At 29.1% G+C, this 23,554-nt stretch carries 27 protein-coding genes; 2 read left to right on the top strand and 25 right to left on the bottom strand.

Annotated elements, in window-relative coordinates:
- Nucleotides 1-12 precede the first annotated feature (12 nt).
- The 10 genes from BUB34_RS03325 to BUB34_RS03280 all read right to left on the bottom strand — a co-directional run bounded on the left by BUB34_RS03325 (nt 13) and on the right by BUB34_RS03280 (nt 7,070).
- Nucleotides 13-894: a metallophosphoesterase gene (locus BUB34_RS03325; protein WP_073124222.1), complete on the bottom strand. Its 882-nt coding sequence runs from the start codon at nt 892-894 to the stop codon at nt 13-15.
- Nucleotides 895-911: 17 nt separating this feature from the next.
- A complete protein-coding gene (locus BUB34_RS03320; protein ID WP_073124220.1) occupies nt 912-1,904 on the bottom strand; it encodes an NAD-dependent epimerase/dehydratase family protein in 993 nt (330 codons plus the stop codon).
- A 188-nt stretch (nt 1,905-2,092) separates the two neighbouring features.
- Entirely contained in the window at nt 2,093-2,281 is a 189-nt protein-coding gene (locus BUB34_RS03315) for a ferredoxin (RefSeq protein ID WP_073124218.1), read from the bottom strand.
- Between the two features lie 65 nt (nt 2,282-2,346).
- Nucleotides 2,347-2,820 (bottom strand): methylated-DNA--[protein]-cysteine S-methyltransferase, encoded by a 474-nt coding sequence (locus tag BUB34_RS03310; protein WP_073124216.1) that lies wholly within the window; start codon nt 2,818-2,820, stop codon nt 2,347-2,349.
- Between the two features lie 18 nt (nt 2,821-2,838).
- Entirely contained in the window at nt 2,839-3,609 is a 771-nt protein-coding gene (locus tag BUB34_RS03305; protein ID WP_073124214.1) for an N-acetyltransferase, read from the bottom strand.
- Between the two features lie 238 nt (nt 3,610-3,847).
- Complete coding sequence (locus tag BUB34_RS03300) at nt 3,848-4,039, bottom strand: YwbE family protein (RefSeq protein WP_073124212.1); 192 nt, start codon at nt 4,037-4,039, stop codon at nt 3,848-3,850.
- Between the two features lie 26 nt (nt 4,040-4,065).
- Complete coding sequence (locus BUB34_RS03295; protein ID WP_073124210.1) at nt 4,066-4,323, bottom strand: hypothetical protein; 258 nt, start codon at nt 4,321-4,323, stop codon at nt 4,066-4,068.
- 150 nt (nt 4,324-4,473) lie between these two features.
- Complete coding sequence (locus BUB34_RS03290) at nt 4,474-5,235, bottom strand: MerR family transcriptional regulator (protein WP_073124209.1); 762 nt, start codon at nt 5,233-5,235, stop codon at nt 4,474-4,476.
- A 116-nt stretch (nt 5,236-5,351) separates the two neighbouring features.
- Nucleotides 5,352-5,696, bottom strand: coding sequence for a zinc ribbon domain-containing protein YjdM (locus BUB34_RS03285; protein WP_073124207.1), 345 nt, complete (start codon nt 5,694-5,696; stop codon nt 5,352-5,354).
- Between the two features lie 150 nt (nt 5,697-5,846).
- Nucleotides 5,847-7,070 carry a hypothetical protein gene (locus BUB34_RS03280; RefSeq protein WP_073124205.1) on the bottom strand — a complete coding sequence of 408 codons (1,224 nt, stop codon included), beginning with the start codon at nt 7,068-7,070 and terminating at the stop codon, nt 5,847-5,849.
- A 165-nt stretch (nt 7,071-7,235) separates the two neighbouring features.
- Here BUB34_RS03280 and BUB34_RS03275 point away from each other — a divergent pair, with 165 nt between their 5' ends.
- Nucleotides 7,236-7,562, top strand: coding sequence for a hypothetical protein (locus tag BUB34_RS03275; protein ID WP_073124203.1), 327 nt, complete (start codon nt 7,236-7,238; stop codon nt 7,560-7,562).
- 98 nt (nt 7,563-7,660) lie between these two features.
- Here BUB34_RS03275 and BUB34_RS03270 read toward each other — a convergent pair whose 3' ends face one another.
- The 13 genes from BUB34_RS03270 to BUB34_RS03210 form a co-directional block, all read right to left on the bottom strand.
- Nucleotides 7,661-10,828, bottom strand: a complete 3,168-nt coding sequence (locus BUB34_RS03270; protein ID WP_073124201.1) for a DEAD/DEAH box helicase — start codon at nt 10,826-10,828, stop codon at nt 7,661-7,663.
- Between the two features lie 127 nt (nt 10,829-10,955).
- Nucleotides 10,956-11,633: a flagellar brake protein gene (locus tag BUB34_RS03265; RefSeq protein WP_073124200.1), complete on the bottom strand. Its 678-nt coding sequence runs from the start codon at nt 11,631-11,633 to the stop codon at nt 10,956-10,958.
- Between the two features lie 191 nt (nt 11,634-11,824).
- Nucleotides 11,825-12,574: a creatininase gene (locus BUB34_RS03260; protein ID WP_143153299.1), complete on the bottom strand. Its 750-nt coding sequence runs from the start codon at nt 12,572-12,574 to the stop codon at nt 11,825-11,827.
- Between the two features lie 145 nt (nt 12,575-12,719).
- The gene (locus tag BUB34_RS03255) at nt 12,720-13,766 is read right to left on the bottom strand and encodes a DUF4179 domain-containing protein (RefSeq protein WP_073124198.1); all 1,047 of its coding nucleotides are present in this window, start codon (nt 13,764-13,766) and stop codon (nt 12,720-12,722) included.
- Between the two features lie 12 nt (nt 13,767-13,778).
- Nucleotides 13,779-14,321 (bottom strand): sigma-70 family RNA polymerase sigma factor, encoded by a 543-nt coding sequence (locus BUB34_RS03250; RefSeq protein WP_073124196.1) that lies wholly within the window; start codon nt 14,319-14,321, stop codon nt 13,779-13,781.
- A 150-nt stretch (nt 14,322-14,471) separates the two neighbouring features.
- Nucleotides 14,472-14,879 (bottom strand): bacteriohemerythrin, encoded by a 408-nt coding sequence (locus tag BUB34_RS03245; protein ID WP_073124194.1) that lies wholly within the window; start codon nt 14,877-14,879, stop codon nt 14,472-14,474.
- A 173-nt stretch (nt 14,880-15,052) separates the two neighbouring features.
- Complete coding sequence (locus tag BUB34_RS03240) at nt 15,053-15,940, bottom strand: AraC family transcriptional regulator (protein WP_073124192.1); 888 nt, start codon at nt 15,938-15,940, stop codon at nt 15,053-15,055.
- Nucleotides 15,941-16,088: 148 nt separating this feature from the next.
- Complete coding sequence (locus BUB34_RS03235; RefSeq protein ID WP_073124190.1) at nt 16,089-16,847, bottom strand: nitroreductase family protein; 759 nt, start codon at nt 16,845-16,847, stop codon at nt 16,089-16,091.
- 96 nt (nt 16,848-16,943) lie between these two features.
- Complete coding sequence (locus tag BUB34_RS03230; protein WP_073124188.1) at nt 16,944-17,390, bottom strand: MarR family winged helix-turn-helix transcriptional regulator; 447 nt, start codon at nt 17,388-17,390, stop codon at nt 16,944-16,946.
- Nucleotides 17,391-17,553: 163 nt separating this feature from the next.
- On the bottom strand, nt 17,554-18,150 hold the full coding sequence (locus BUB34_RS03225) for an FMN-dependent NADH-azoreductase (protein ID WP_073124186.1): 597 nt from the start codon (nt 18,148-18,150) through the stop codon (nt 17,554-17,556).
- Between the two features lie 197 nt (nt 18,151-18,347).
- Nucleotides 18,348-18,869 (bottom strand): YcxB family protein, encoded by a 522-nt coding sequence (locus BUB34_RS03220; protein ID WP_073124184.1) that lies wholly within the window; start codon nt 18,867-18,869, stop codon nt 18,348-18,350.
- Between the two features lie 86 nt (nt 18,870-18,955).
- On the bottom strand, nt 18,956-19,363 hold the full coding sequence (locus BUB34_RS03215) for a bacteriohemerythrin (protein WP_073124182.1): 408 nt from the start codon (nt 19,361-19,363) through the stop codon (nt 18,956-18,958).
- 99 nt (nt 19,364-19,462) lie between these two features.
- On the bottom strand, nt 19,463-20,170 hold the full coding sequence (locus BUB34_RS03210) for a pseudouridine synthase (protein ID WP_073124180.1): 708 nt from the start codon (nt 20,168-20,170) through the stop codon (nt 19,463-19,465).
- A 132-nt stretch (nt 20,171-20,302) separates the two neighbouring features.
- Between BUB34_RS03210 and BUB34_RS03205 the strand changes: the two genes are divergently transcribed.
- Nucleotides 20,303-20,749 (top strand): GNAT family N-acetyltransferase, encoded by a 447-nt coding sequence (locus BUB34_RS03205; protein ID WP_073124178.1) that lies wholly within the window; start codon nt 20,303-20,305, stop codon nt 20,747-20,749.
- 108 nt (nt 20,750-20,857) lie between these two features.
- On the opposite strand, the gene BUB34_RS03200 is transcribed toward BUB34_RS03205, so the two are convergent.
- Nucleotides 20,858-22,177 (bottom strand): Na+/H+ antiporter NhaC family protein, encoded by a 1,320-nt coding sequence (locus BUB34_RS03200; RefSeq protein ID WP_073124176.1) that lies wholly within the window; start codon nt 22,175-22,177, stop codon nt 20,858-20,860.
- Between the two features lie 123 nt (nt 22,178-22,300).
- Nucleotides 22,301-23,491 (bottom strand): methionine gamma-lyase, encoded by a 1,191-nt coding sequence (gene megL / locus BUB34_RS03195; RefSeq protein ID WP_073124174.1) that lies wholly within the window; start codon nt 23,489-23,491, stop codon nt 22,301-22,303.
- Between the last annotated feature and the right edge of the window lie 63 nt (nt 23,492-23,554).

Below are 23,554 nucleotides of genomic sequence, written 5' to 3'. Positions count from 1 at the left end.
CGACAGCCTATTTTAATTTAAATTAATATTAAATTCAATTATTTCAGGGGGATTAAATAGCCTAAAAGGTATTCTTGTGCTACCCAGACCTGAACTAACATATAGATTGTTGCCGTTTATGTCGTAAAATCCCTTTGTATATTTCCTACCATAAGGTGGTCCTATTAGGGCCCCTTTAATAGGGATACCGACCTGACCTCCATGACTATGACCAGACAAAGTTAATTCTATTGAATCCTGGTTAAATCTATCTATTAAATCAGGTTCATGCATCAATAATAGATTGAAGTCTTCTTTGGATACCTTTGATTTAAGTTCTTCAATATCAAAATTTCCACTTAATATTTCGTCAGCACCTATGATATTTATAGATTTCTCAAAACTTAAATCTAACTTTTCACTATCATTTACTAATAACCTAAATCCTGAATCTTTCATAATCTGTCTGTAATATTTAGGCAGTTTGCCTACATAATCATGATTTCCAAACGCTGCAAACTTACCCTTATTGGAGTGTATCCCTGATAGTATTTTTGTAATTTCCTCTACATTTGGATTTTTGTTAGACCTATCAATTAAATCACCTGTGAAAACTACTATATCTCCATCTAATGAATTTACCTTTTCTACCACTTTGCTAAGCTTCTTTATAGAATAGAAGTATCCAATTTGGGTATCTGTTATGTGTATAATCTTTATATTCTTATTTGATTTATTATTTAATTTGCTATCATCTCTCTTATTACTTTCTGATTTATCACTTAAAAACTTTCCACTTGAGTCCAAATCATATTTCCTAACAATTAATCTATTTGGTTCTACTAGGGCCGAATATAATAATAGCGATATAAATAATATTATCATAATCTTAAATGTCATTTTTATTTTATTCAAATTACTCTCCTTAAAAATTAACCTTGTTTACAAAGCTCACTATGAATTGATTTATCATCATTTCCTTCTTTTTGAGTTTGTTTAAGTACAAAGTCTATTTTATCCATCTTATTATCTGATAATTTGGGTTTACTTTTCTTATACCATTTATAAGTCTTTGTTAAACCCTCTTTCAACAAGATATTAGGAATATAAATACCATGTTCTATTAATTTATCTATGTCTAAGCTGAAATCTATATGCATAAATGGAAAATAAGACCTTTCTTCACATCCTGCCTTATTAACATCGATTGGCTTTATTATAGGTGTCTTTCCTATAATTTCACCACAAGTCTGTATAAGTTCATTCCATGATATTAGTTGTGGATTTGTTACATTGTAATCCTCCCTAACACGAGAACTATTCATTAAACTCTTGAAAACTTTGACCAAGTCACCTATATATATAAACTGATTGTTGACACTCTTTCCTCTTGGGACTGGTATTGCCTCTCCTCTTTCTATCCTGTCAAAGAAATATGTTTCTCTATATAAGTTATTATGCTCGCCATATATATATGTAGACCTTACAATAACATAGGGAATACCACTACTTATAACAAAGTCCTCTGCTTCCTTCATCTTTAAAGCGTAATCTCCCCAATTCTCATTTTTACCTTTTTCACTGTCTTCCTTCATTCTCTTGGTACAATCTTTATATACTGCTCCTGCAGATAAAACTATATATTTCTTTAGGCTGTCTTTATCTATAGCGTCTATAAGAATCTCTACATCTTCCTTTGTATAGGCTGTAATATCAAATATGTATTCGTATTTTTTGCCTTCAAGAATTTTTTTCACCTTATCTCTTTGTATTCTGTCGCAAATCAAGTGTCTATTAAATCCCTTATAGCTTATTCTCTTCTCGCCCGGTGTAAATATATCCACCTTATAACCAGACTTAATTAGATATTTAGCTAGTGCAGAACCTATAAAGTCGCTTCCACCCATAACTAAAATTGATTTCATCTTATATTAATTCCTCCTTTTTAAATAGACTCTTATAACATAATATCACATGTTATATTTTTGTTGAACTATTTTTAATTTTTTGACTAGTTATTTTCTAACATAATTTTCTATACCTAAAAAAGGAGTATAGATTACCTTAAAGGTTAACTCTATACCCCTTTTCTCTAACTATTTTACAATTTTAACTAATCTACTGATATGGCACAAACTGGGCATCCTTCTTGGGCCTCTATAGCTGAATCTACTACATCAGCAGTTAATTCTTCTGACTTTGCCACAGCTAATCCATCATCATCCATGTCAAATACTTCTGGACATATTCCTGTACATGCGCCACACCCTATACAAATATCTTTATCTACAAATGCTTTCATTTAAATTACCTCCAACTGTTCGCCTTAATTGTTTGTAGTAGATATTTATCCAAATATTGTAGTTTTTAAACAGTTTTATTTATATTTTCTATATCTAAAAGTTTTTTCTTTATGTCCAGTCCTCCTCGATACCCAGTTAAATTGCCTTTAGAACCTACAACCCTATGGCAAGGGATAAAAATAGGTATGGTATTTTTATTGTTTGCAAGACCAACAGCTCTAGCTGCTTTTGGATTTCCTATACGCTTAGCTATCTCTCCATAGCTTGATGTTTGTCCATATGGAATATTTAATAGTTCATTCCAAACAGACATCATAAATTCTGTTCCCTGAGGCTTTAGAGGCAAGTCAAAATCAAATCTTTCTCCTAAAAAATAGCTGTTAAGTTGTTCAATAGCAGTCTTTATAGTCTTTGTCTCTTCAATAACCACTTCTTCTTTAATATTATCTCTGCCAAAAAATAGATTAGTTATTGAACCCTCGTTTTCAGCTATTCCTATTTCACCTATAAGCGTATCGTAAAAAAATATTTTTTTCAAAGTATCACCACCTATTTTTTATTTTAATATATCAAAACCCTTATCCTTAAGTATGCTTTTAAACTTTTTCTCATTTAAAATCTCATGCGTTATAAATTCCCCATTATAAAATAAGCTATATGTGCTAAATGGAGTTAATGAATTCTGTGCATCTTCTTTATTTTTATACTTAAATATAGTAAGTTTTATATCGTTTTCTTTAGCATAATCGTCAATAACAGATACATATTTTGATGTAAACGGACACTGATTAGAGTAATACAATACAAATCCCGGCTCTGTTATAATATTTCGTTTGCTTATACCCTTAAACTTAGGTACTTTAGCGTCTTCATTAAATGGCAAATACAATAACTCATAGTATGGTTCTTTTGTATCAGCTAAAATAAACCCCTTATGTCTAAGGTATTTTGGATCTGATAAATAAGGTTTCTTTTTATTCGAACTCAGCACGACTAGTCCACTCTTTCCTTTTTGCTTACTGTCCACTATACACTCATTTAATAATTGGTTAGAAATTCCCTGACCTTTATATTTCCCGGAAACCCATAGACAATTAATAAACATATAATTTTCAGCAATAATTGGGCACCATGCATTTTCAGCTGGTATATACTCTATAAATACTTTTCCTCTTACATTCCCTTTTTTAAATACAAGCCCATCTTTGAACATTTCTCTTAGCCATGCTTTTTTAGATGAAACCTGACACTCCCCTTTTTTATCTGAAATTGCGCAGCAAATATGCTCGCTGTCCAAATTTGTATCGTCTAAAGTAATAATTTCCATGTTATCCCCCCAAAACTTATACTTTATAAATTCTTATATATTTTTATCCTTTTATTAATTGTATTACTCTTTTTATATCTAAACAATTATAAATTTAGCTTGATTATTTTTAGGATTGATTATTTTTAGAGCTATAATAACAAGGAATATGACATTAAATAAACTCTTGTATGTTTTTGTTCCACGAAAAACAGTATCACCTCTTCGTGATACTGCATATTAATAAGCAAATATAAGTTTAAAGAATTTCTTTAACTCTACCTACAATACCGCCCTCGAGTAAAACTTTAATTCCATGATGATGATTCGAGGATTTCGTAAGAATTCTTTCAACAACTCCGTCCGTTAATTTTCCCGAACGCTGATCTTGTTTTTGTACAACTTTTACCCTTGCACCTATATTTATATCTGCTCTTTTAGTTCCATCCATAATATTAACCTCTTCTCAAATTTGTATTAATTACTGTCTTTAGGCTTTAAGTCTGACTGACTCAAGTGTTTTCTTATAATATATGAAGTACCATCCTTCATATACTCAGCTTCATAAGAATAGCCATATCTATCAATCTCATAAAAATCTAATATTTTAACCTTATCTCCAGCTTTTAAAGATATAGTTTTTGTGTTAGTATCACTTCCATCAATATGAGCCTTTAGCCTTCTATTTTTTGCTATATAAGCAATATCATTTATATCAAATTCTCTTTTTATCATATATTTCTCCTTTAACCTCTGTCTTTATACAGTTTATTCTTTCCATTATACGTCTTATTAATTAATTTATCTATGATGAATTTTATTATTAGAAAAAGACTATCTCCCTTATTTGAAATATAGTCTCCTTCTCGTTAAATTAAAAATGTTTTATTGTTTTGCATATTTAATAATTATATCATGTAGTGTATTAACAGCATCACACCCTAATCTATCATTGTAGTATTTTGCAAATCTATCGTCTGAAACATACATCTTAACCAAACCTATATGCGCTTCCTTTGAATAAGATGGCCAAGAGAAACCTAGCCAATCTCTATGTTTTTCATATACAGTTTTAGCTATTTCTGAATTTAAATCTTTAGTTTCTACAACTTCCCCTAAGGCTTTAAACATCTCCTCTTCAGTTTGTTTCATCATATCAAATTCATCTTCAGTTAAATCCATGAATTTTTTGTTAGATTTTTCAATTACATCTTCACCATATTTTTCTCTTATTTCTCTTCCGTATTTAGCCTCATTCTCAGCTAACTTTTCTTTTTTTAATCCCTCAAACTTCTCTCTATTTGACATATCTATCTCTCCTTTTTTATGTGCTAATGTTTTTTCAACTGTCAGAATTATTTGATCTAACTGATTACGCCTAGATATAAGCATTTTATGATGTTGTACTAATTCTTTACAAATATCAAAGTCTGGTTCACAAACTAATTTTTGTATGTCATCTAGTTTCATATCCATTGATCTATAAAGTAAAATTTGTTGTAATAAATCAACTTCTTTTTCTCCATAAATACGGTAACCTGATGAATTAATACGGCATGGTTTTAGTAATCCAATTTCATCATAATATCTCAGAGTTCGTGCACTAACTCCTGCTAATTCGGCCAATTTTTTTGTTGTGTACTCCATTAGATTCCCTCCTCACAGTTATCCTTAGTTGATATAATAAAGGATTACGTTGCGTCAATGTCAATAGTCTATCACAAAAAAGCCAGGAATAATTCCCAGCTTTTAAGTAAATAACATTATGCTTTTTTTACAACACTAGATTTTAGTTTCATAGCTCCAAAACCATCTATTTTACATTCAATATCATGTCCATCAGAAGGATTTTGAATTAAACGTATATTTTTTACTTTTGTACCTATTTTTATAGAAGATGAACTTCCCTTTACTTTAAGGTCTTTAATTACTGTCACAGCATCTCCATCATTTAATACATTTCCGTTTGCATCTTTTATAACATCTGCACCCTCATTATCTGCTGATTCTAAAGACCACTCATGTGCACACTCTGGACAAACAAAAATACTTCCATCTTCATAAGTGTATTCTGAGTTACATTTCGGACAATTTGGTAAATTTTCCATTACTTTATTTCCTCCATTCGTTATTATTATCAATATTCTTAATTTTTCAAAGATTTTTGAATCTTGAACGTATTAAAAACACCAGATTTTATCACAGACTTTTATAATATCATAATCTATATATGTTGACAAATATTTGGGTATATACAACTATTCGAAGTACCCGGAATTGTCATACAGTACCACAATATCATCATGTACTCTACATGTACCATCATATTTATTACAATTATTCTCCTTGGTATCTACAATATAGACAAACTCAAAATAGTTTTCTTCTTTATCCTCAATCCATTGATTAGTTACCAAGTATCTATCACCTATAAAATCACAAAAATAAGTATTCATATCATTTTTAAAACTTAATTCGTAATCACAGTTGTAAATACCTTTAATATAAATAAAATTTTGTGATTCTATTTTTTCATATACAATATCACCATAAAACAACCTTCCTTCAATCTTTCTATGGTCTATCTCTTTTACTGTTTTGGTTTTAAAATCAGATTTATCTAGTGAATATATTTTTTCGATTTGATTGTCAAAATCTTTTTCCCTAAAGTAAATATTCTTTTCATCCATAAAAATATATCTTACCCATCCATTTAAATGTCTTTTCTTTACTTCTATAAAAGGAATATCATGTTCTCCATTCTTGATTGCCCCTGTAAAGTCGTTTACACTAATTAGATATAGTGCCTCTATCTCTTTGATTCTATCTTTATTTATTCCTTCAGATTTAACCCATTCATAAACGTCCAACTCATACTCATAATCATCCATATAAGTTTCATTAAATATTAAGTACTCCTCACCATCATGGATAAATGTCGGCATAATATCCAGTAACCCATGCACAACAGAAAGACCATCCTTTATTTTAGAATTCCTTATCAAGTGAATGCTATTTTCTAGTAAATCACATAGGTAAATCGAATCTTGTGTGGTATCTAAATCACCTGACTCAGTATAGAAAATAAAGTAACGACTATTTATAGTTATTGGAATAGATGTTACCTCCCCTTCTACATCAAAGTAATGCTTTGATTTAACTAGTTTAGATTTTTTGTCTATAACTTCTACCTCTAGACTGCTTTTCAAATGGGTTTTTATTATTGTGATATTTTCATCGTTAACTCTAAAGTACTGATTGTTAAACTCATATTCTTCTGTTTCATGTTCTTGATTCTTTAATTTGTACCTATAAACTTCCTCTAATTTTTTTATTTTAATTTTATAGCAATATATACAAATATAGTATATTCCATCCACTTTAACTTCCTTACTATACAGTATTTCCTCATTATCAACACTTATTATATTTGACTTTGATCCAGTATAATTTCTTATATCCACTATTTTTATATTATTCAAATTCATATCCTCCAAAATATTTTATCAATATGTTTTTATTGAAATTCATCATTTTTAGTTAAAATTCATCATTTTTAGTTAAAATCCCCTACCTATACGAACAAATATTATAGATTTCTCATATTATAATATGTACCAACTCAAATTAATTTAAGAGGTGTTTTTATGTGTTACAAAAATATACTTTATAATGTAAATAGAAATATTACTAAGCCAGGCTTAGAATGTTCATATATAGATTTTGTCGAAGAGCTTGATGAGTATTTATTATCAACTTATCCAAAATATTATTTAGGTTTACAGCTTTACCAGGACGATTATATTTCTAATATATTTCATGTTGTAGCTTCTTATAATGATATTCCCGGACTATATCAAGTTGGTCCATCGATCTCTGATTATATAAGTAATTTATATGATTCTGTATGGGGTAATTCTGTTGAGCGTACCTCAGTATTTTCATATCTTACTTCTCAGAAAATAATTTCATAATAATATCTTATATTATCATAATTTAAGGAAAAATATAATTTTCCCCCAAAAAGCTGTACCATTTTTCTATGGTACAGCTTTTTTTACAGCTATAAATTCTATTTGAATAAACTTAATATTTCATCATCAGATAGACTTTTTAATACTTTGCCATCAGATAAATTTACGTTTATTATATCGTCTATCAGCTGTTTTTTACTTTCTTGTAGTTCAACTATTTTTTCTTCTATCGTCCCTCTTGATATAAGCTTTATAACCTCTACAACTTGTCTTTGTCCATACCTATGTGCCCTATCACTTGCCTGTTCTTCAACAGCCGGATTCCACCAAGGGTCAAAGTGAATTACAGTGTTTGCAGATGTCAAATTAAGTCCAGTTCCTCCAGCCTTTAGAGATATTAAAAATACCCTCTTGCACTTACTTTCATTAAATTCATCTACAAGCTTTATCCTATCAATAGCCTTTGTCTGTCCATCTAAATAACTATATTCGATATTATTCTTAGATAATTTCTTACCTATATTTTTTAGTACACTAGTAAATTGGGAAAATACCAGTATTTTATTACCTTCATCTATATAGTCCTTTATGATTTCTAGGCAGGCCTCTATTTTTGCACTTTTACCTTTATATCCCTCAATTATTACGCTCGGATCTAAGCATAGTTGTCTTAACTTTGTTAAATAGGAAAATACTGTTATCCTATCTTTTATATCACTTTTTTGCTGTAACTTATTCTTAATTTCCTCTATATATACACCATATATTTTCTTTTGCTCTTTTGTTAATTCTACTAAAAACTGTCTTTCTATTTTGTCGGGTAACTCTTTTATAACCTGCTTTTTGGTTCTTCTTAAAATAAATGGTGTTATCATCCTTTTTAGATTTTCAATTTGTGCCTCATCCTTAATAAAGATAGCATTAAATTTAGTTATATTGTATAAATATCCCGGCATAATAAAGTCAAATATAGACCATAACTCTATGAGATTATTCTCCATCGGAGTTCCTGTAAGTGCAAATTTATTCGAGGCTTTTATAGATTTTACTGCATCCGTACTTATGGCTGTAGGATTTTTAATATTTTGTGCCTCATCTATAATACAGTAATCAAAATTTATTTTTTCATACTTTTCTAAGTCATTCCTTAAAGCTCCATAAGTTGTCAAAATAACATCATAACTACCGATATTATCTATAACCTTTTCTCTTTCCTTTTTAAGTGAATGTGCTATTCCAACACTTAAACTTGGAGCGAATTTTTCAAATTCATTTTTCCAGTTGTGTATAAGTGATGTTGGAGTTATTATTATACTTTTTTTACCTCTTTTAGATAGTAAGAATGTTATGGTTTGTATTGTTTTTCCTAGCCCCATTTCATCGGCTAGTATTCCACCAAAACCACAGTAATCTAAAATTTCAAACCAATTAAATCCCTCTACTTGATAATCTCTAAGGGTTGCATTTAGCTCATCAGGTATATCACTTTTAACCTTATCTATATTTTTAAAACGATCAACTATTTCCTTAGTTTTCTCTACCCCCTCTATATAAGGTAATTTCTTATCCATAATTAAATCATTAATATATAAGGCCTTACTTGCATGTACTTTCATATCGTTTAAACTATTAGAAAAACCTAAACTCTCCATTAATTTAAACATTTCTTTTGTTTCTTCATCCTCTAAATCAACAAAATTACCATCACCTAATTTATAAAATCTCTTTTTTGATTTAAAAGCATCTATTATTTTTTTATATTCTTTTTTATCTACACCTTCAATTTCAAAATTAAAATCTAAGTAATGATTTACCTCTTCACCTAAGCCTACCTTTATTGAAGTTGAATTATATATTTTTTTCTCTTTTAATTTATCTGAGTAATAAACTTCTCCTATATTTTTGAGTCTATTTATTTCTTTACTTAAAAAATCATACAGTTCATAATCATTTCCTCTAAACACATACTTGTCTTTGTCTCTTTCAAAACAATATGTATAAAGCCTATACCTTGCTTGTTCTTCTTTCTCTATATCTTTAATTATAAACTTTCCTTCATCTTCACCCTTATAATAGAACTTTAAATCACAAACAACCTTCCCATCTTCTAGATCAAAATAATATTTAACTGTAAGTTCCTTACAAGTATTCTCCTCTATTTTTTTATCTATATTTACTCTATTTGATATGTTATTAAGCTTTGGAACTAAGTCTGTAAGCACCTTACTTACTGCGTCCTTTGCAAATCTAATTTCCTTATATTCATCTAAAATTTCATATAATTTTTTGTAGTAAATCCCACTTTCAGAACTAAGTAAATATATATCACCCCTGTAAAACACCACATCACCTTTTTGGGATATTGGCATAGGAAGTACATTTTCACTTTTTAATAGAATCTCATCCTCTATAAGTTCCATACTTATATCTATAGGCAGATCTCCCTTTATTACCTTTGGATTGTAGTATGTATTTCTATATTTAAGTTCAAAATCCCTATATTTAAGTGCTTCTACCAACCTTCTTACCGATGGTCCTGTAACTCTCATATACCTATATTCTCTTTGTGTTGATTCATATGAAAGTCCCATCCCATACTCTTCTATCATATCAACTACCTTCTCATCATCTGAATCAAAATAATTGTTTATTGGGTTGTAAACAAAATCCACACCATATATTACATCTTTTGAATTTACTCTGGCGTATGCAAAGTCTCTTATATTTTTTAATATATACATCTTATCTATGCCTATCTTAAAATCAGCTATAACAATTCCTCCAGGAACTAGTTCTAAACTTATTTCTAAATTCACCTTTTCTCTAGGTTTTGTTTCGAAATATGTTAAGAAATCATTATTTATAAAGTCAACACTCCTTGATAACCTAGTTTTATTTTTTACTGTTATAGTTTTCTGTTTTAGGTTGCTCACTACATCTGATTTAAGTAAATTTATCACGTATAATGTCATTGCTACTATATGCTTACATATAGCTAATTCCTTTGGTGTACTTCTAGACATACAATCTTTGCAATCACATTTTCCCGATATAATCCTTTTCTCATCCAAGTTTACACTTATTGAACTATTGTATACTCTTCTTTGATTTTCAGATTCTACCCTTCCACTTATACTTAAATTTCTATCTTCACTTGTATATTGTACTTCTTCTACATAACCATCTTTGTAGTAAGACTTACCCCTATCTAATCTTGTTTTTTCTGTATTATTTATTATTATTGCATTTAATGTCTTAAAGTCCATGTTATCACCCATTTTCTTGTTATCATAAATTTATTGTAATGACCTAAATATGTAATATCTAAATTTAAAAAAGCACCCTTCTTAGTGTAAAGAATTGTGCTTATTTTCTAATATTAAACCCAAGTTTCTAATTTTTAACTAGGGCTCTTTTAGTGTCAAATATAAATCTAGCTATTTCACTTTTGTTTCTACTGCTTAAGTCATCGAACTTTATATTGTATAAATATGTACCGTTACTAAAATTATTTCTTTTTCTCAATACAGTACCCTTTATAGTATATTTTTTCCCGTCTATATCAATATTTATCTTTAATTTTTTGGTTTGATAAATATTTTCATACGTTTCCATAAGCATGCCATTAGAACTTATATCTAAAGTGCTCCCGCTGTATTGGGAATATTCCCTTGGCAATAAAGTATAGCTTAAATCTAAAGTTATTGGCAGCCTATAATCTTTTCTTCTCTGCCTTTTTTCTATTGGAGAATTAATTTCTCCTCTATAATATAATACATCATCCTTCATTATTTTTTCAGTTATTAAAAGTTCAGTTATGTATAATCCACTATAACTTACAAAGTCTACTTTTACAATGCTTTTATTATTAAATCTAATAATATCATGTCTATCTATAGGACATCTAAATACAACTTCCCTATTATCAAAAAACTCTACATCAGTTGTATATATCTTATTTCTACATCTAATACGCATTTTCAAATTTATATCGTCTACTAAAACTTCATTATACTTATCTATTGACCTCTCTATACTCTTAATAGATTTTCTGTTAAGTAAATTAAACATTATTTCCCCCCTATTTAACTTATGCTCCCCACTCCAATACTAGAAAGATTTATAAAAATCTAATATTTACCTAGCTATATAATATTCACCATATTAATACATTTTTCCTTCCAAAAAAGGATAGTAAATAAATTTATATTAATAAAAATTTATCCTCTATCCTTTTAATGTCTGTTTTAACTATATTTATTTTAAGTAAATTCTTTTTTTATTACTTTAACCATACCATCTAAAGCTTCTTTTGCTATTAAATCACCTTTTTCTTTTGAACTAGTTCTACCTATCGATAAAAGTCCTGATTTAGGCACTAAGTCTTTTGGTATTGGATAAACTTGATATGTTGGAACTTCTTCTATTTTCTCATCTATTAACCTATCCATATGAACTGTATCTGGAGCAAATTTTAATACTAAAGAAGTTTCTGTTATAGCGGCATGTTCAAGTGCCCACCCTGGAAACTCTACTTCATCAAACACCTTATCAATAGTTTCTTGGGTTATTAAATCCCACCAACTCATCATTAAAATCTTTGTTCCTTCCGGCATAGTTCTGCTTACTAAATCTATCGCCTCTAGTAAAAATGCTTGATTTTCAAAGTGAGAGTTTATTAAAACTATTTTTTTTACTCCATCTCTTATCAATTCTTCTAATATATCTTTTACTATCGCAATTAGTGTTGAACCATTTAAATCTATCGTACCAGGGAATAATGGTCCTCCTCCTGATGCTGGTTGAGATTTATATCCATAATTTATGGATGGCATTACTATCCCATTTACTCTATTGGCTAAAAGACTAGAAAATCCCTCTGATATAATTGTATCAGTGTAAAGCGGTAAGTGAGGCCCGTGCTGTTCTACTGAACCTACAGGTAGTATTACTATATCCTTGTCTTTTCTTTCATTAAATTCATACCAAGTCATGTTTTTCATTAAAGTCATTTTTCTTCCTCCCTGATAAACTATTTTTTATTGTTAATAATTACATATTTCGTAATTATTATATATCATTATAGTGTTCAATGAAATAATTTTATACTTTTATTTGCACCACACTTTGATAAGTATTTAATATTTAACAATCTCCCTACTTACTTAAATTTAACTCTAAAGAATATTCTCTCAACTCTTTATTATATTTGCTGTTTTCATCATATACAGAGTTAAGTAAAATTATAGGGGTAACTTTTATGGTTTTCGATTCTCTATTTATACTTTTAAATCTATATATATATGTTCCCCTTTCCAAATCTGAATAATCGTATCTCTTCTGTTCGGATATTTTTTCTAAAATATTACCATCAGAGTCTTCTAAAATACACCCTACACTTACATTTTCATTTTCCACTAATAAGTTTTCTGATGAAAGCTCAACTATAGTAGACATCGGTGTTTTAATAACACGCTTCATGCATATGCTACCATATTTATTTAAGTTAATATTCTTATTTAAATCAAACTTTTCAATAAATTCATTTATTGCTAAATTATTAGCCCTAAAATTGAACTCCCATTTACCTTCTTCGATGATTCTATCTTGTGAAAAATCATCCTTACCTCCAATTAATATTTTGACATCAAACTCCCCTGATTTAGTTATAGGATCTCTAGGTTCTAAGATAAATTGTCTCAAATTTTTATTTTCACCGCTATATGTTGCAGACACTCCTCTTCTTTTTACTTCTTTACCGTCAATCAATATCTTAGGTAAGATATTAATATCTTGAGTATCTATTTTTTCACCCTCTAATGTGTATGTTACTATTATGTTATCATAATCAAATATAAACTCATTTATAGTAATAGTTACTCCATTATTAGTTACGGATTTATCAATTATATTTTTATATTCATCTAACTTTGTTTTATTATAATTTTGAAAACTCTCCGTAGGATTTCTACTAATTAACTTTTCTAATGTATCTGCTATAACTTTAATATTTGTTGATATTATTATTGATAATATAACTGCTGAAGCTATAATAGGTTTTTTGTATTTATTAGTTTTATTTTTCCTTATACTTTTTTTCAAATTATTTTTTAGTGTCTTCTTTTCTATATCATTAAGAGTTTCCTCTTTATACTCATCTAAATCAATATTTGTCTCGTTTAGTAGTTCTAACCAATCTTTCATAGTCTCACCTCTTTATTTATCTTTATTAAATAAAATTCTTATCTTCTTCTTTCCTCTAGACATCCTATTGTATATGTTCTCATCCTTGATATTCATATCTTTAGATATTTCTTTTATTGTCTTGCCCTCAATATAATATTTCTTAAATATATTTCTATCCTCTTCTTTTAAGCCTCTAAGTAAACTGTCCACCTCTTCTTTTAGTTCTTTTTTCTTGATTTCTATCTCAATATCGTCAACTGCAACCAAAGTATCTTCTATATCCTGGTTTAAATTCGTTGGCAAGTGTTTTCTTTTATACATTATGCACTTATACTTAGTAATTGCAGCTATCCAATTTTTGAAATCTCCCTTTTTATCATCGTACTTGTCTATTCCATACCAAACATCTAGGAATACATCTTGTATACACTCTTCTTGGTAATTAAAAATATTGTACATATGCCTTTTTACAACAGCTTTTACAATTCCGCCATATATATCTATGATATATTCTAGAGCTTTTTCATCTTTCTTCTTTAACTGTTTAATAAAGTTTTTTTCATCTATTATCATTTCCCTTTCCTCCTGTAAGATATCTTACACTTATTAATTAGATTTTAAATCCAAATTTCTATCAAATAATAAAAAAATATTTTTTTAATTGTAGAAATCAAAAAACCGTATCATTTTCATGATACGGTCTAGGATAACTTTATTATTCAATTATTTAGTATTGTTTCTTATATGTGCAGCTACTTTAACGTCTTCTCTTTTTATATGATTAATTATCCAGTTTCCAACCTTTTGATTAACCTCTCCAACTATAACTATACTTGGACCATTAGCTAAAATCTTTTTACGTATGCTTTCAACAGCATCTATAAAAGTTTGATGATACTTCTTGTGGTTAATATAATCAGGATAATTGTATTTTTTTTGTAAAACTTCTTCACGTCCAAAGTGTATTTTTGTATAAGAAGATAAAAAATTAACTGTCTTTTCTATTTCTGCTCTACCTTTTCCCTCACTACAAGCCTCTAGTAAATCATTTATTGCTTTTATAAGTTCCTTATGTTCTGTGTCTATTTGATTGTTTCCTGTTAATAATTCATCTGACCAGTTATATGCCATATCTCTTACCCCCAAAGTATATATTGTAATATTTTATATATTTTAATAAGATAATATCATTATATCTTATTAAAGTAAATTTTTACCATAAATTTGTCTATTACTTATATACCACAATTTAATAATTTAAACCTTAAATTTAACATTTTTGATAAAATTATTTTTGGTGGTAACTATTTCTCTATCACAGGGATATAAATATCCATAACTGTATCCTTTCTCCAATGACATCTCTCATCATAAAACTCAAAATCCATTTTGCTTTCATCAAATACATACTTACTATCTTTAAACCACTCTTCAAATATATATTTCCAAGTTTCCTTTATGACATTTGCAAATATTATTTGTTCGTCGTCTTCTGATGTGTCAACTGGCGGAGTTGTAAATACTGCATATGTCGCCTCAGGTATATCTACTGTCATCATATCTTCTGTAACACGATCAAAATCATCAACTATAACTCCCATAAGATAGATAGCATCACCATTTTGATTGTTAGATGGTATGCATAATCCAACCTCTCCATGTTTTTTAGGATTCAAAATGTCATACATTTTACTTTCAAGATTTTCACCGTTATAGTTAACCCAAAACGAAGCTACATCTTTAGTATAATTTCCACTAGAAATATTTGTTTCTATACCATACCCTGCAATCTTGAATGCAGGCTTTTTTACAATAATAGGATCCATAATATAACCTCCAATTTTATATAGTGACTGTTTTTGAAAATATCCATCCATACGCTTTATATACTGGGTAGGACTAAATCCATACTCCTTTTTAAAAGCCTTGCAAAATCCATTCTGCGTATCAAATCCATACTCTAAGGCTATATCTATTACTTTTCTTCCATCAAACAGTTCTGATGATGCTAACGATAACCTTCTTTTTCTTATATAATCCATTAATGTTATTCCTTTATGAATATTGAATATTCTACAGAAATGAAATGTTGAGTACCCGCATTTGCTAGCTATTAAATCTGGTGTTAAATCATCTTTTATGTTTTCCTCGATAAAATCAATACATTGTGATATCACTTTACTGTAATTCAACTTATATCCTCACTTTCTATCACGTGATAATTAAAGTATATCAATTAACAAATAATTAATCTGTTCCCAAATTGCTATTTTATTTCTAATATAAAAAACCACACTAAAATTAGTGTGGAAAATTTTTGGATTACCAGTTATTTCTATATTATTTAAATATTTTTTCTCCGTTTATATAATTCCATTTGCCATTATAGTTTTCTTTTCTAGCCCCTAATTCAAAGTGTAACATAGATATTCCTAAATCTATTTCCTCATATCCATGCTTTTTAGAAATGTTGAAAGCTCTTATCTCATTATTCTTAAATGAATATGCAAATGGTTGCTTATTTAGTGCGGATGGAGATTTCAATACAAAATTAATCCCCTCTTTAACCCAACTTGGCACTGAATCACAATCTTTGTCTAATAAAACCTGACTAAATGATTTTTTTCCCTTATTCATCTTAGATATTAATTTTTCTCTCATGCTTTTATCCTCTAAAACATTCCCTATAGCTATTACACAAATTAATTCCTCGTTTTGATTTATATCTATATACCTTTCACATTCTTTTCTATCATAGGTACCACCAATCCAACAGGTTCCCAACTCCATATTGGTAGCCTCTAATACTAATATTTCACCATAATACCCAGCTTTTATCTTAAAGTTCTCTATATTTTTATCTCCTACTATAGCTATACATGAATTTAGCCCTTTTATCATGCCATAAGATGCAGAAAAACCCTTAAAAAGCTTAGAACAATCATCTAAAAATTGAAAATTCAAACTACTTTCTTCATTTATTTTATCTATTAATTTGTTAAGTTCATTGATATGACTTTGTCCTAATGATTTTTCTATATATGTCCTTCTTGATGTTCGATTATTTACAGCTTCAATCCATTGATCTTTTATATCCATATTGAGTACCTCCTAATAATCTACAATCTTTATTCTTGAAATATTTAATATAACAAAATAAAAATTTACATTCTAACTATTTTTTGTTTATATATCTTATTTAATATAATTTTCTATAAGGTCTAATTTATTCACTAAATAATCAAACTCCTTTATATATTTTTGACAATCTTCCTCTGAAAAATTGAGATCATTTGCTATTTTTTTTGGAATATCTTTAGCTTTTTTCTCTATATCTAAACCCTTTTGAGTTATAGATATATATATTTTCCTATCGTCGCTTTCATCCTTAATTCTTTCTAAATACCCATTTCCTTCTAGTTTGCTTAAAATAGGAGTCAATGTGCCTGTTTTCATCTTTAACTTAAAACACATATCCTTAAATGGTAGTTTCTTGTGTTCCCATAAAACCAACATCGCTAGGTACTGTGGATAGGTTAAATCTATCTCCTTTAGTAATGGACCATATATCCTAATCATGCTCTTTGATACAGAATAAATTTTAAAACAAAGTTGATTTTCTAATTTTAGATTCTCGTTCATCCTATACACTCCTGTCATCCACAATAAAAAAATATATTATCGTATACGATTAATCTTGTACGATAATTATATTTTAATATAATTATTATGTCAACTTCAAAACAAATCAAATAAAAAGCCAAATAGAGTACTTTTTTCACTCCATTTGGCTTTTATATAGTCACTAGAATTTTTGTGCTATTAAATTGGCTCTTTTTATACCGTCTTCTACTTTACTTTCAACATCTACACCCATAACATCTACATTTTCTATTGCTATAGTCTCTATATCGCTAATTCCAAAGAATCCCAATATAGTTCTCAGATATTTATCTCCCATTTCATAAGGTGAATTGTCATATCCTCCACCTCTAGATACTATATGAACAGCCTTTCTATCATTTAAAAGGCCTACAGGTCCTTCTGCTGTATACTTAAATGTTATCCCTGTAACACTTACATAATCAATATAAGCCTTTAGTATTGCTGGTATGCTTAAATTCCACATAGGTGCTGCGATTATATATTTGTCAGCCTCTGCAAATTGGTATGCATACTTTAGCTTTTGATGGTTTTTACTTTCTTCATCTTTAGGTCCAAATATTTTTCCTAAATCTTCTGGTCTTAAAAAATCTATCTTCTCTTTATATAAATCCAATACTACTACTTCATCTTCAGGATTATTTTTCTTATATTCCTCAACAAAACTATCTGATACTCTAAAAGTTCTTGATTGTCCGTCCTCTTTAATATTTGCTTTTATATATAATACTTTACTCATATATATATTCTCCTTTTATTTTATTTAACATATTTATATACTCTAATTTTTACTTTATTTCTAGAATCTATACTATATATCTGTTATATTACCACAAAGGATATGAGTTCAATCTTATTTATCAAATTAATCTATAATAATTTATATATTAATCACATCAGTAGTTTATATACCAGTCATATTTAATAATTTATAATCTAAGCATGTTTAATTTTTTCCAGACTTTCTAAAAGATTTTTTTCATTATCCTCATCTAAATATCTCCTTGGTATTATATGGGCTACAAATCCACCTACATATACAAGGATCATATCATCATAAATTCTTATATCTTGAATATTCTCTGATGATATTGTTTCTAAACTAAATTCTCCCTTTACAGTAATAATGCCATCTTCAATATTCAGGCTTTTCTTGCCTAGTATAGAAGAATTGTCTCCTTCTCTTAAAATTTTCTTAATCTCCTTAGATACCAACTTCTTATACTGTTTTGGGTAAGTTAAAATCCACCCAGCTATAAATATAATAGAAATTATAAACCAATAAAGACTTGGTTGCTTGAATACCCCTGTTCCAATAAAATATATTGGTATAGAAAATATTATAGGTATAAAGAATCTAAGCAAGTTGAATGTATTTTTTCTAGATTTAGATTTCTCCAGATGATATATATTAAAATTTATATAGTCGTTTTCCATTACCTCAAATTCTATTTTCATTCGTAGTTCTCCCTTATTCTAATTTTGTTTGTTTATAGCCATAAAGCCGTATCAGTTTTGATACGGCTTGTATTTAAATTCTAAAATTATTTTGAATTCTCTCTTATATGTTTTGCTACTTTAACATCCTCTTTTTTTATATGTCTAATTACCCAACTAGCAACCTTACTATTTACTTCACCAACTAAAATAACACTCGGACCATTTGATAGCAGCTTTCTTTGTATATCTTCAATAGTCTCTATAAACTGAGTATGTTCCTTTTTATGATTATTGTAATCAGGATAATTGTACTTTCTTTGTAAAGCTTCTTCATGTGAGAAATGTGTTTTTGTATAAGACGTTAAAAACTTTACCGTACTTTCTACTTCAGTTCTACCTTTGCCTACACTGCAAGCATCTAATAAATTATTTATTGCATTTAGTAGTTCCTTGTGTTCTGTATCAATCTGCTTATTTCCTGTCAATAAATCATCTGACCATTTATATGCCATTTCTATCCTCCATAACCCATATATTTTTATCCAAATTTTAACAAAATTATACTATATATATCCCTTTAAAGTCAATTTCATGATTATAGTAATCCCAAATTAAGATAGTTTAGACTTAATATTCTCTATTTCCTCAGAGCTTAAATTTCTCCATTCGCCTATCTTTAAATTTCCCAATGTTAGGTCCATAATTTTAACCCTCTTTAACTTTATTACATTATATCCGAAATGTGAGCACATCCTCCTGATTTGCCTATTTAGCCCTTGGGACAATGTGATTTTGAATGTATTATCCTTTATTTTAACTAACTCACATTTTTTTGTAATAGTATATTCATTTCTTACAGGATTATATATCTTCACTCCATTAGCCATTCCCTTTATAAAAGATTGTGTTATAGGTTTGTTTACAGTTACAATATACTCCTTTTTCTTGTTATTTTCTTCTCTTAGAATTTTATTTACAATATCACCATCATTTGTAAGCAAAATTAATCCTTCGGAGTCCTTGTCCAATCTGCCTACTGGAAATATCCTCTCAGAGTGATTTACAAAATCTATTATGTTTCCCTCTATATGTCGCTCTGTTGTGCAAGTTATACCCCTTGGTTTATTTAAGATAATATATACATCATTTTTTTTCTGTTTTAAAAGCTTTCTATCTACACATACCTTATCATCTATATTTACAGATTGTCCAACTGTTGCAATTTGTCCATTAATTGTTACTCTTTTTTCTCTAATTAATTCATCAGCCTGTCTCCTAGAGCACATTCCTGTTGAGCTAATAAACTTATTTAATCTCATAGTTTTCTCCCTTAAAATTTTAATTAATATAAATTACATTATATCATAGGTGAATAATCAACCATTCAAAATAATGTATAATAAAAATAATATATAAATATAAAGGATTATATATGTTATAGGGAGGATTATATGGAAATAATAAAAATTATAAAAGAAAATAAAAAAGACTTCTTAGACCTATTACTTTTGGGTGATGAACAAGAAAGCATGATTGATAAATACTTAGATAGAGGAAAATTGTTTGCATTGTATGACGGAGATCTTAAAACAGTCTGTGTTGTAACAAAAGAAAACAATGATGAATGCGAGATAAAAAACTTGGCTACATATAAAAAATATCAAGGACAAGGCTATGGAAGTAGATTATTAGAGTATTTATCTGAGTATTATAAGGATGAGTTCAAAACGATGATTGTGGGCACTGGAGATAGCCCTTTGACAATCCCTTTTTATGAACGCTGCGGTTTTAAAATTTATACTCGCATTAAAAACTTTTTCATTGATAATTATGATAATCCAATTTTTGAAGGTGAAGTACAACTTGTAGACATGGTTTATTTGAAAAAGGATTTATAAAAACCCTATTTATTATATTACATATATATACATTATTTATTTTATAAATAAACCTCTACAAGTACTTTGTATTCACAATACTCGTAGAGGTTATTTAAACTGTCCAAATTAACTCGCTCTCTTACCTTTCTTTAGAAATGAAAAATCTATAGTTATAGATATGATCGCGAATATAAGCAATAACATAGGATAATGTAAATATTTTATTATTCCTACAGAAGAAACCCCGGCTATTCCAACAGCTGTTAGTACCTGGGCTCCATAAGGTATCATTCCCTGCCAACACGATGCGAACATATCTAACATACTAGCTATTTTTCTTGGGTCAAGATTATACTTTTCTCCAATATCCTTAGCCAAAGGTCCAGCTGTTATTATAGTTATTGTATTGTTTGCAGTACATAAATCTATTACACTTGCAAGTAACGCTATACCAAATTTAGCACCTGTTGCTGTCTTTATCCTACTTGTTATAAAGTTTAGTATAAAATCTATACCGCCATTATATTTTATTAATCCTATTACTCCTCCTACTATCAATACCAATATACATAACTCTTGCATTCCAGCCATACCTTCGGATACAGCCCCAATAAATCCCCATATATCTATAGCATTTGTTAGTATACCTATTGCACCAGCAAATAAAATCCCACCGGCAAGAAGTACAAAAACATTGGCACCCAATAAAGCGCCTACTAAAACAGTTACATATGGTACAACCTTTATTATCTCATAAGATCCAGCCTCAGCTGAAGTAACCCCGTAGCCTGATGACATTATAGATATTATTATGAGACTTACTAATGCCGCTGGTAGTACTACAAGAAAGTTCATCTTTACTTTATCCTTTAATTCACAACCTTGTGTACTTGCTGCAGCTATGGTTGTATCAGATATCATAGACAAATTGTCTCCAACCATGGCTCCCCCTACTATTATTGCTACTAGTAATTCTAGTTGCATTCCAGTCTTTTGAGAAATACCTAATGCTATAGGCGTTAATGCAGAGATTGTTCCAACTGATGTTCCCATAGATGTAGATATAAAGCAAACTACTAAAAATAGGCCCGGAACTAGTAGATTGGGAGGCAGAACTGATAAACTCAGATTAACCGTTGAATCTACCCCACCCATTGCCTTGGCTACACTCCCAAATGCTCCTGCTAGTAGGAAAATTACAAGCATTATAAGTATATTACTATCTCCCGCGCTTTTACAGAATATTTCCATTTTAGTATCTAGAGATTCTTTAGGATTAGTCATAAAGGCTACACCAGCTGCAATTACAAATGCCGTTAATGCAGGCATTTTATAAAAATCTCCTATTACAATACCACTTCCTAAAAATAGAACTAAAAATACTCCTATTGGAAGTAATGCAAATGCATTACCTTTATTTTCAACTTGATTGCTTACGTTTTGCATATTTTCTATCCCTTCTAAATTAATTTAAGGTAAAACTACCAGAGAAGGTATTATATATCTTCCCTGGTAGTTTTAAATATACTATTTATTATGCTACAAATTTTTTAGCAACCTTTTACTTTTTTATAATCTATCAAGTCCTTGTTTTAAGTCCGCTATTATATCCTCTACATCTTCTAATCCAACTGATATTCTTATTAAACCTTCAGATATGCCAGCTTCAGCTCTTTCCTCTGGTGTATATGGAGAATGAGTCATTGAGGCAGGATGTTGTATTAGTGTTTCACAATCACCTAAACTAACTGCTAAAACACATAACTCTAAAGAATTAAGTAATTTTTTACCAGATTCTAGTCCCCCCTTAACTTCAAAAGCAATCATTCCTCCTGGAAGATCCATTTGTTTTTTTGCTAATTCATATTGTGGGAAACTTTCAAGCCCCGGATAATTAATTTTTGTCACATTTTCATGTGATTCTAAGAATTTAGCTACTTCCATAGCATTCTTACAGTGTCTATCCATTCTTATTTGTAAAGTTTTCATTCCTCTTATTATTAAATATGCATCAAACGGGCTTAACACAGAACCCGTCATATCTTTGATTCCAAATAGTCTTACTTGATTTATAAAGTCTAACTTACCAACAACAAATCCTGCTATAACATCTCCATGCCCATTTAAATATTTAGTAGCTGAGTGAACTACTACATCTGCTCCTAATTCTAACGGTCTTTGTATGTATGGAGTACAGAAAGTATTATCAACCATTACTATACATCCCTCTGTTTCGTGAGCTACTTTAGATACAGCCTCTATATCTACTAACTTTAAATCTGGATTTGCTGGAGTCTCTAAGTAAACAACTTTAGTATTTTCTCTCATAGCAGCCTTTACTTCATCTAGATTTGCGGCATCAACAAAAGTAATCTCTACTCCGTATCTACTAATACCATGGTTAAACATTGCATATGTGCATCCATATAAGGTTTTACTTGCAACTACATGATCTCCTGCTTTTAAAGCTGTCCATAAAGCTGAAGTTATTGCACCTATTCCTGAAGCTGTTGATACACAAGCTTCTGCACCTTCAAGTAAAGCAACTTTTTCCTCTAATTGAGTATTAGTAGGATTTCCAAGTCTAGTATATATATATCCTCCCTCTTCTAATGCGAATCTTCTTCCACCCTGTTCTGCATTATCAAATACAAATGTAGATGTTTGATAAATAGGTGTTGTTAGAGCACCTGAGGAATCTTTTTTGTACCCTCCGTGTATTGTCTTCGTAGCAAATTTTTGATTTTTTAAGTTCTCCATTCTTAATTTCCCCCTTAAATTTTAATAGTTTAATTTTTAACTAATGTTCTTAAAGAATACCCT

It is taken from the genome of Asaccharospora irregularis DSM 2635 (assembly GCF_900129815.1).
GTDB classification, from domain to species: Bacteria; Bacillota; Clostridia; order Peptostreptococcales; family Peptostreptococcaceae; genus Asaccharospora; species Asaccharospora irregularis.
Note: the sequence above shows the minus strand (reverse complement) of the source record. Positions and strands in the feature narration are given on the sequence as shown.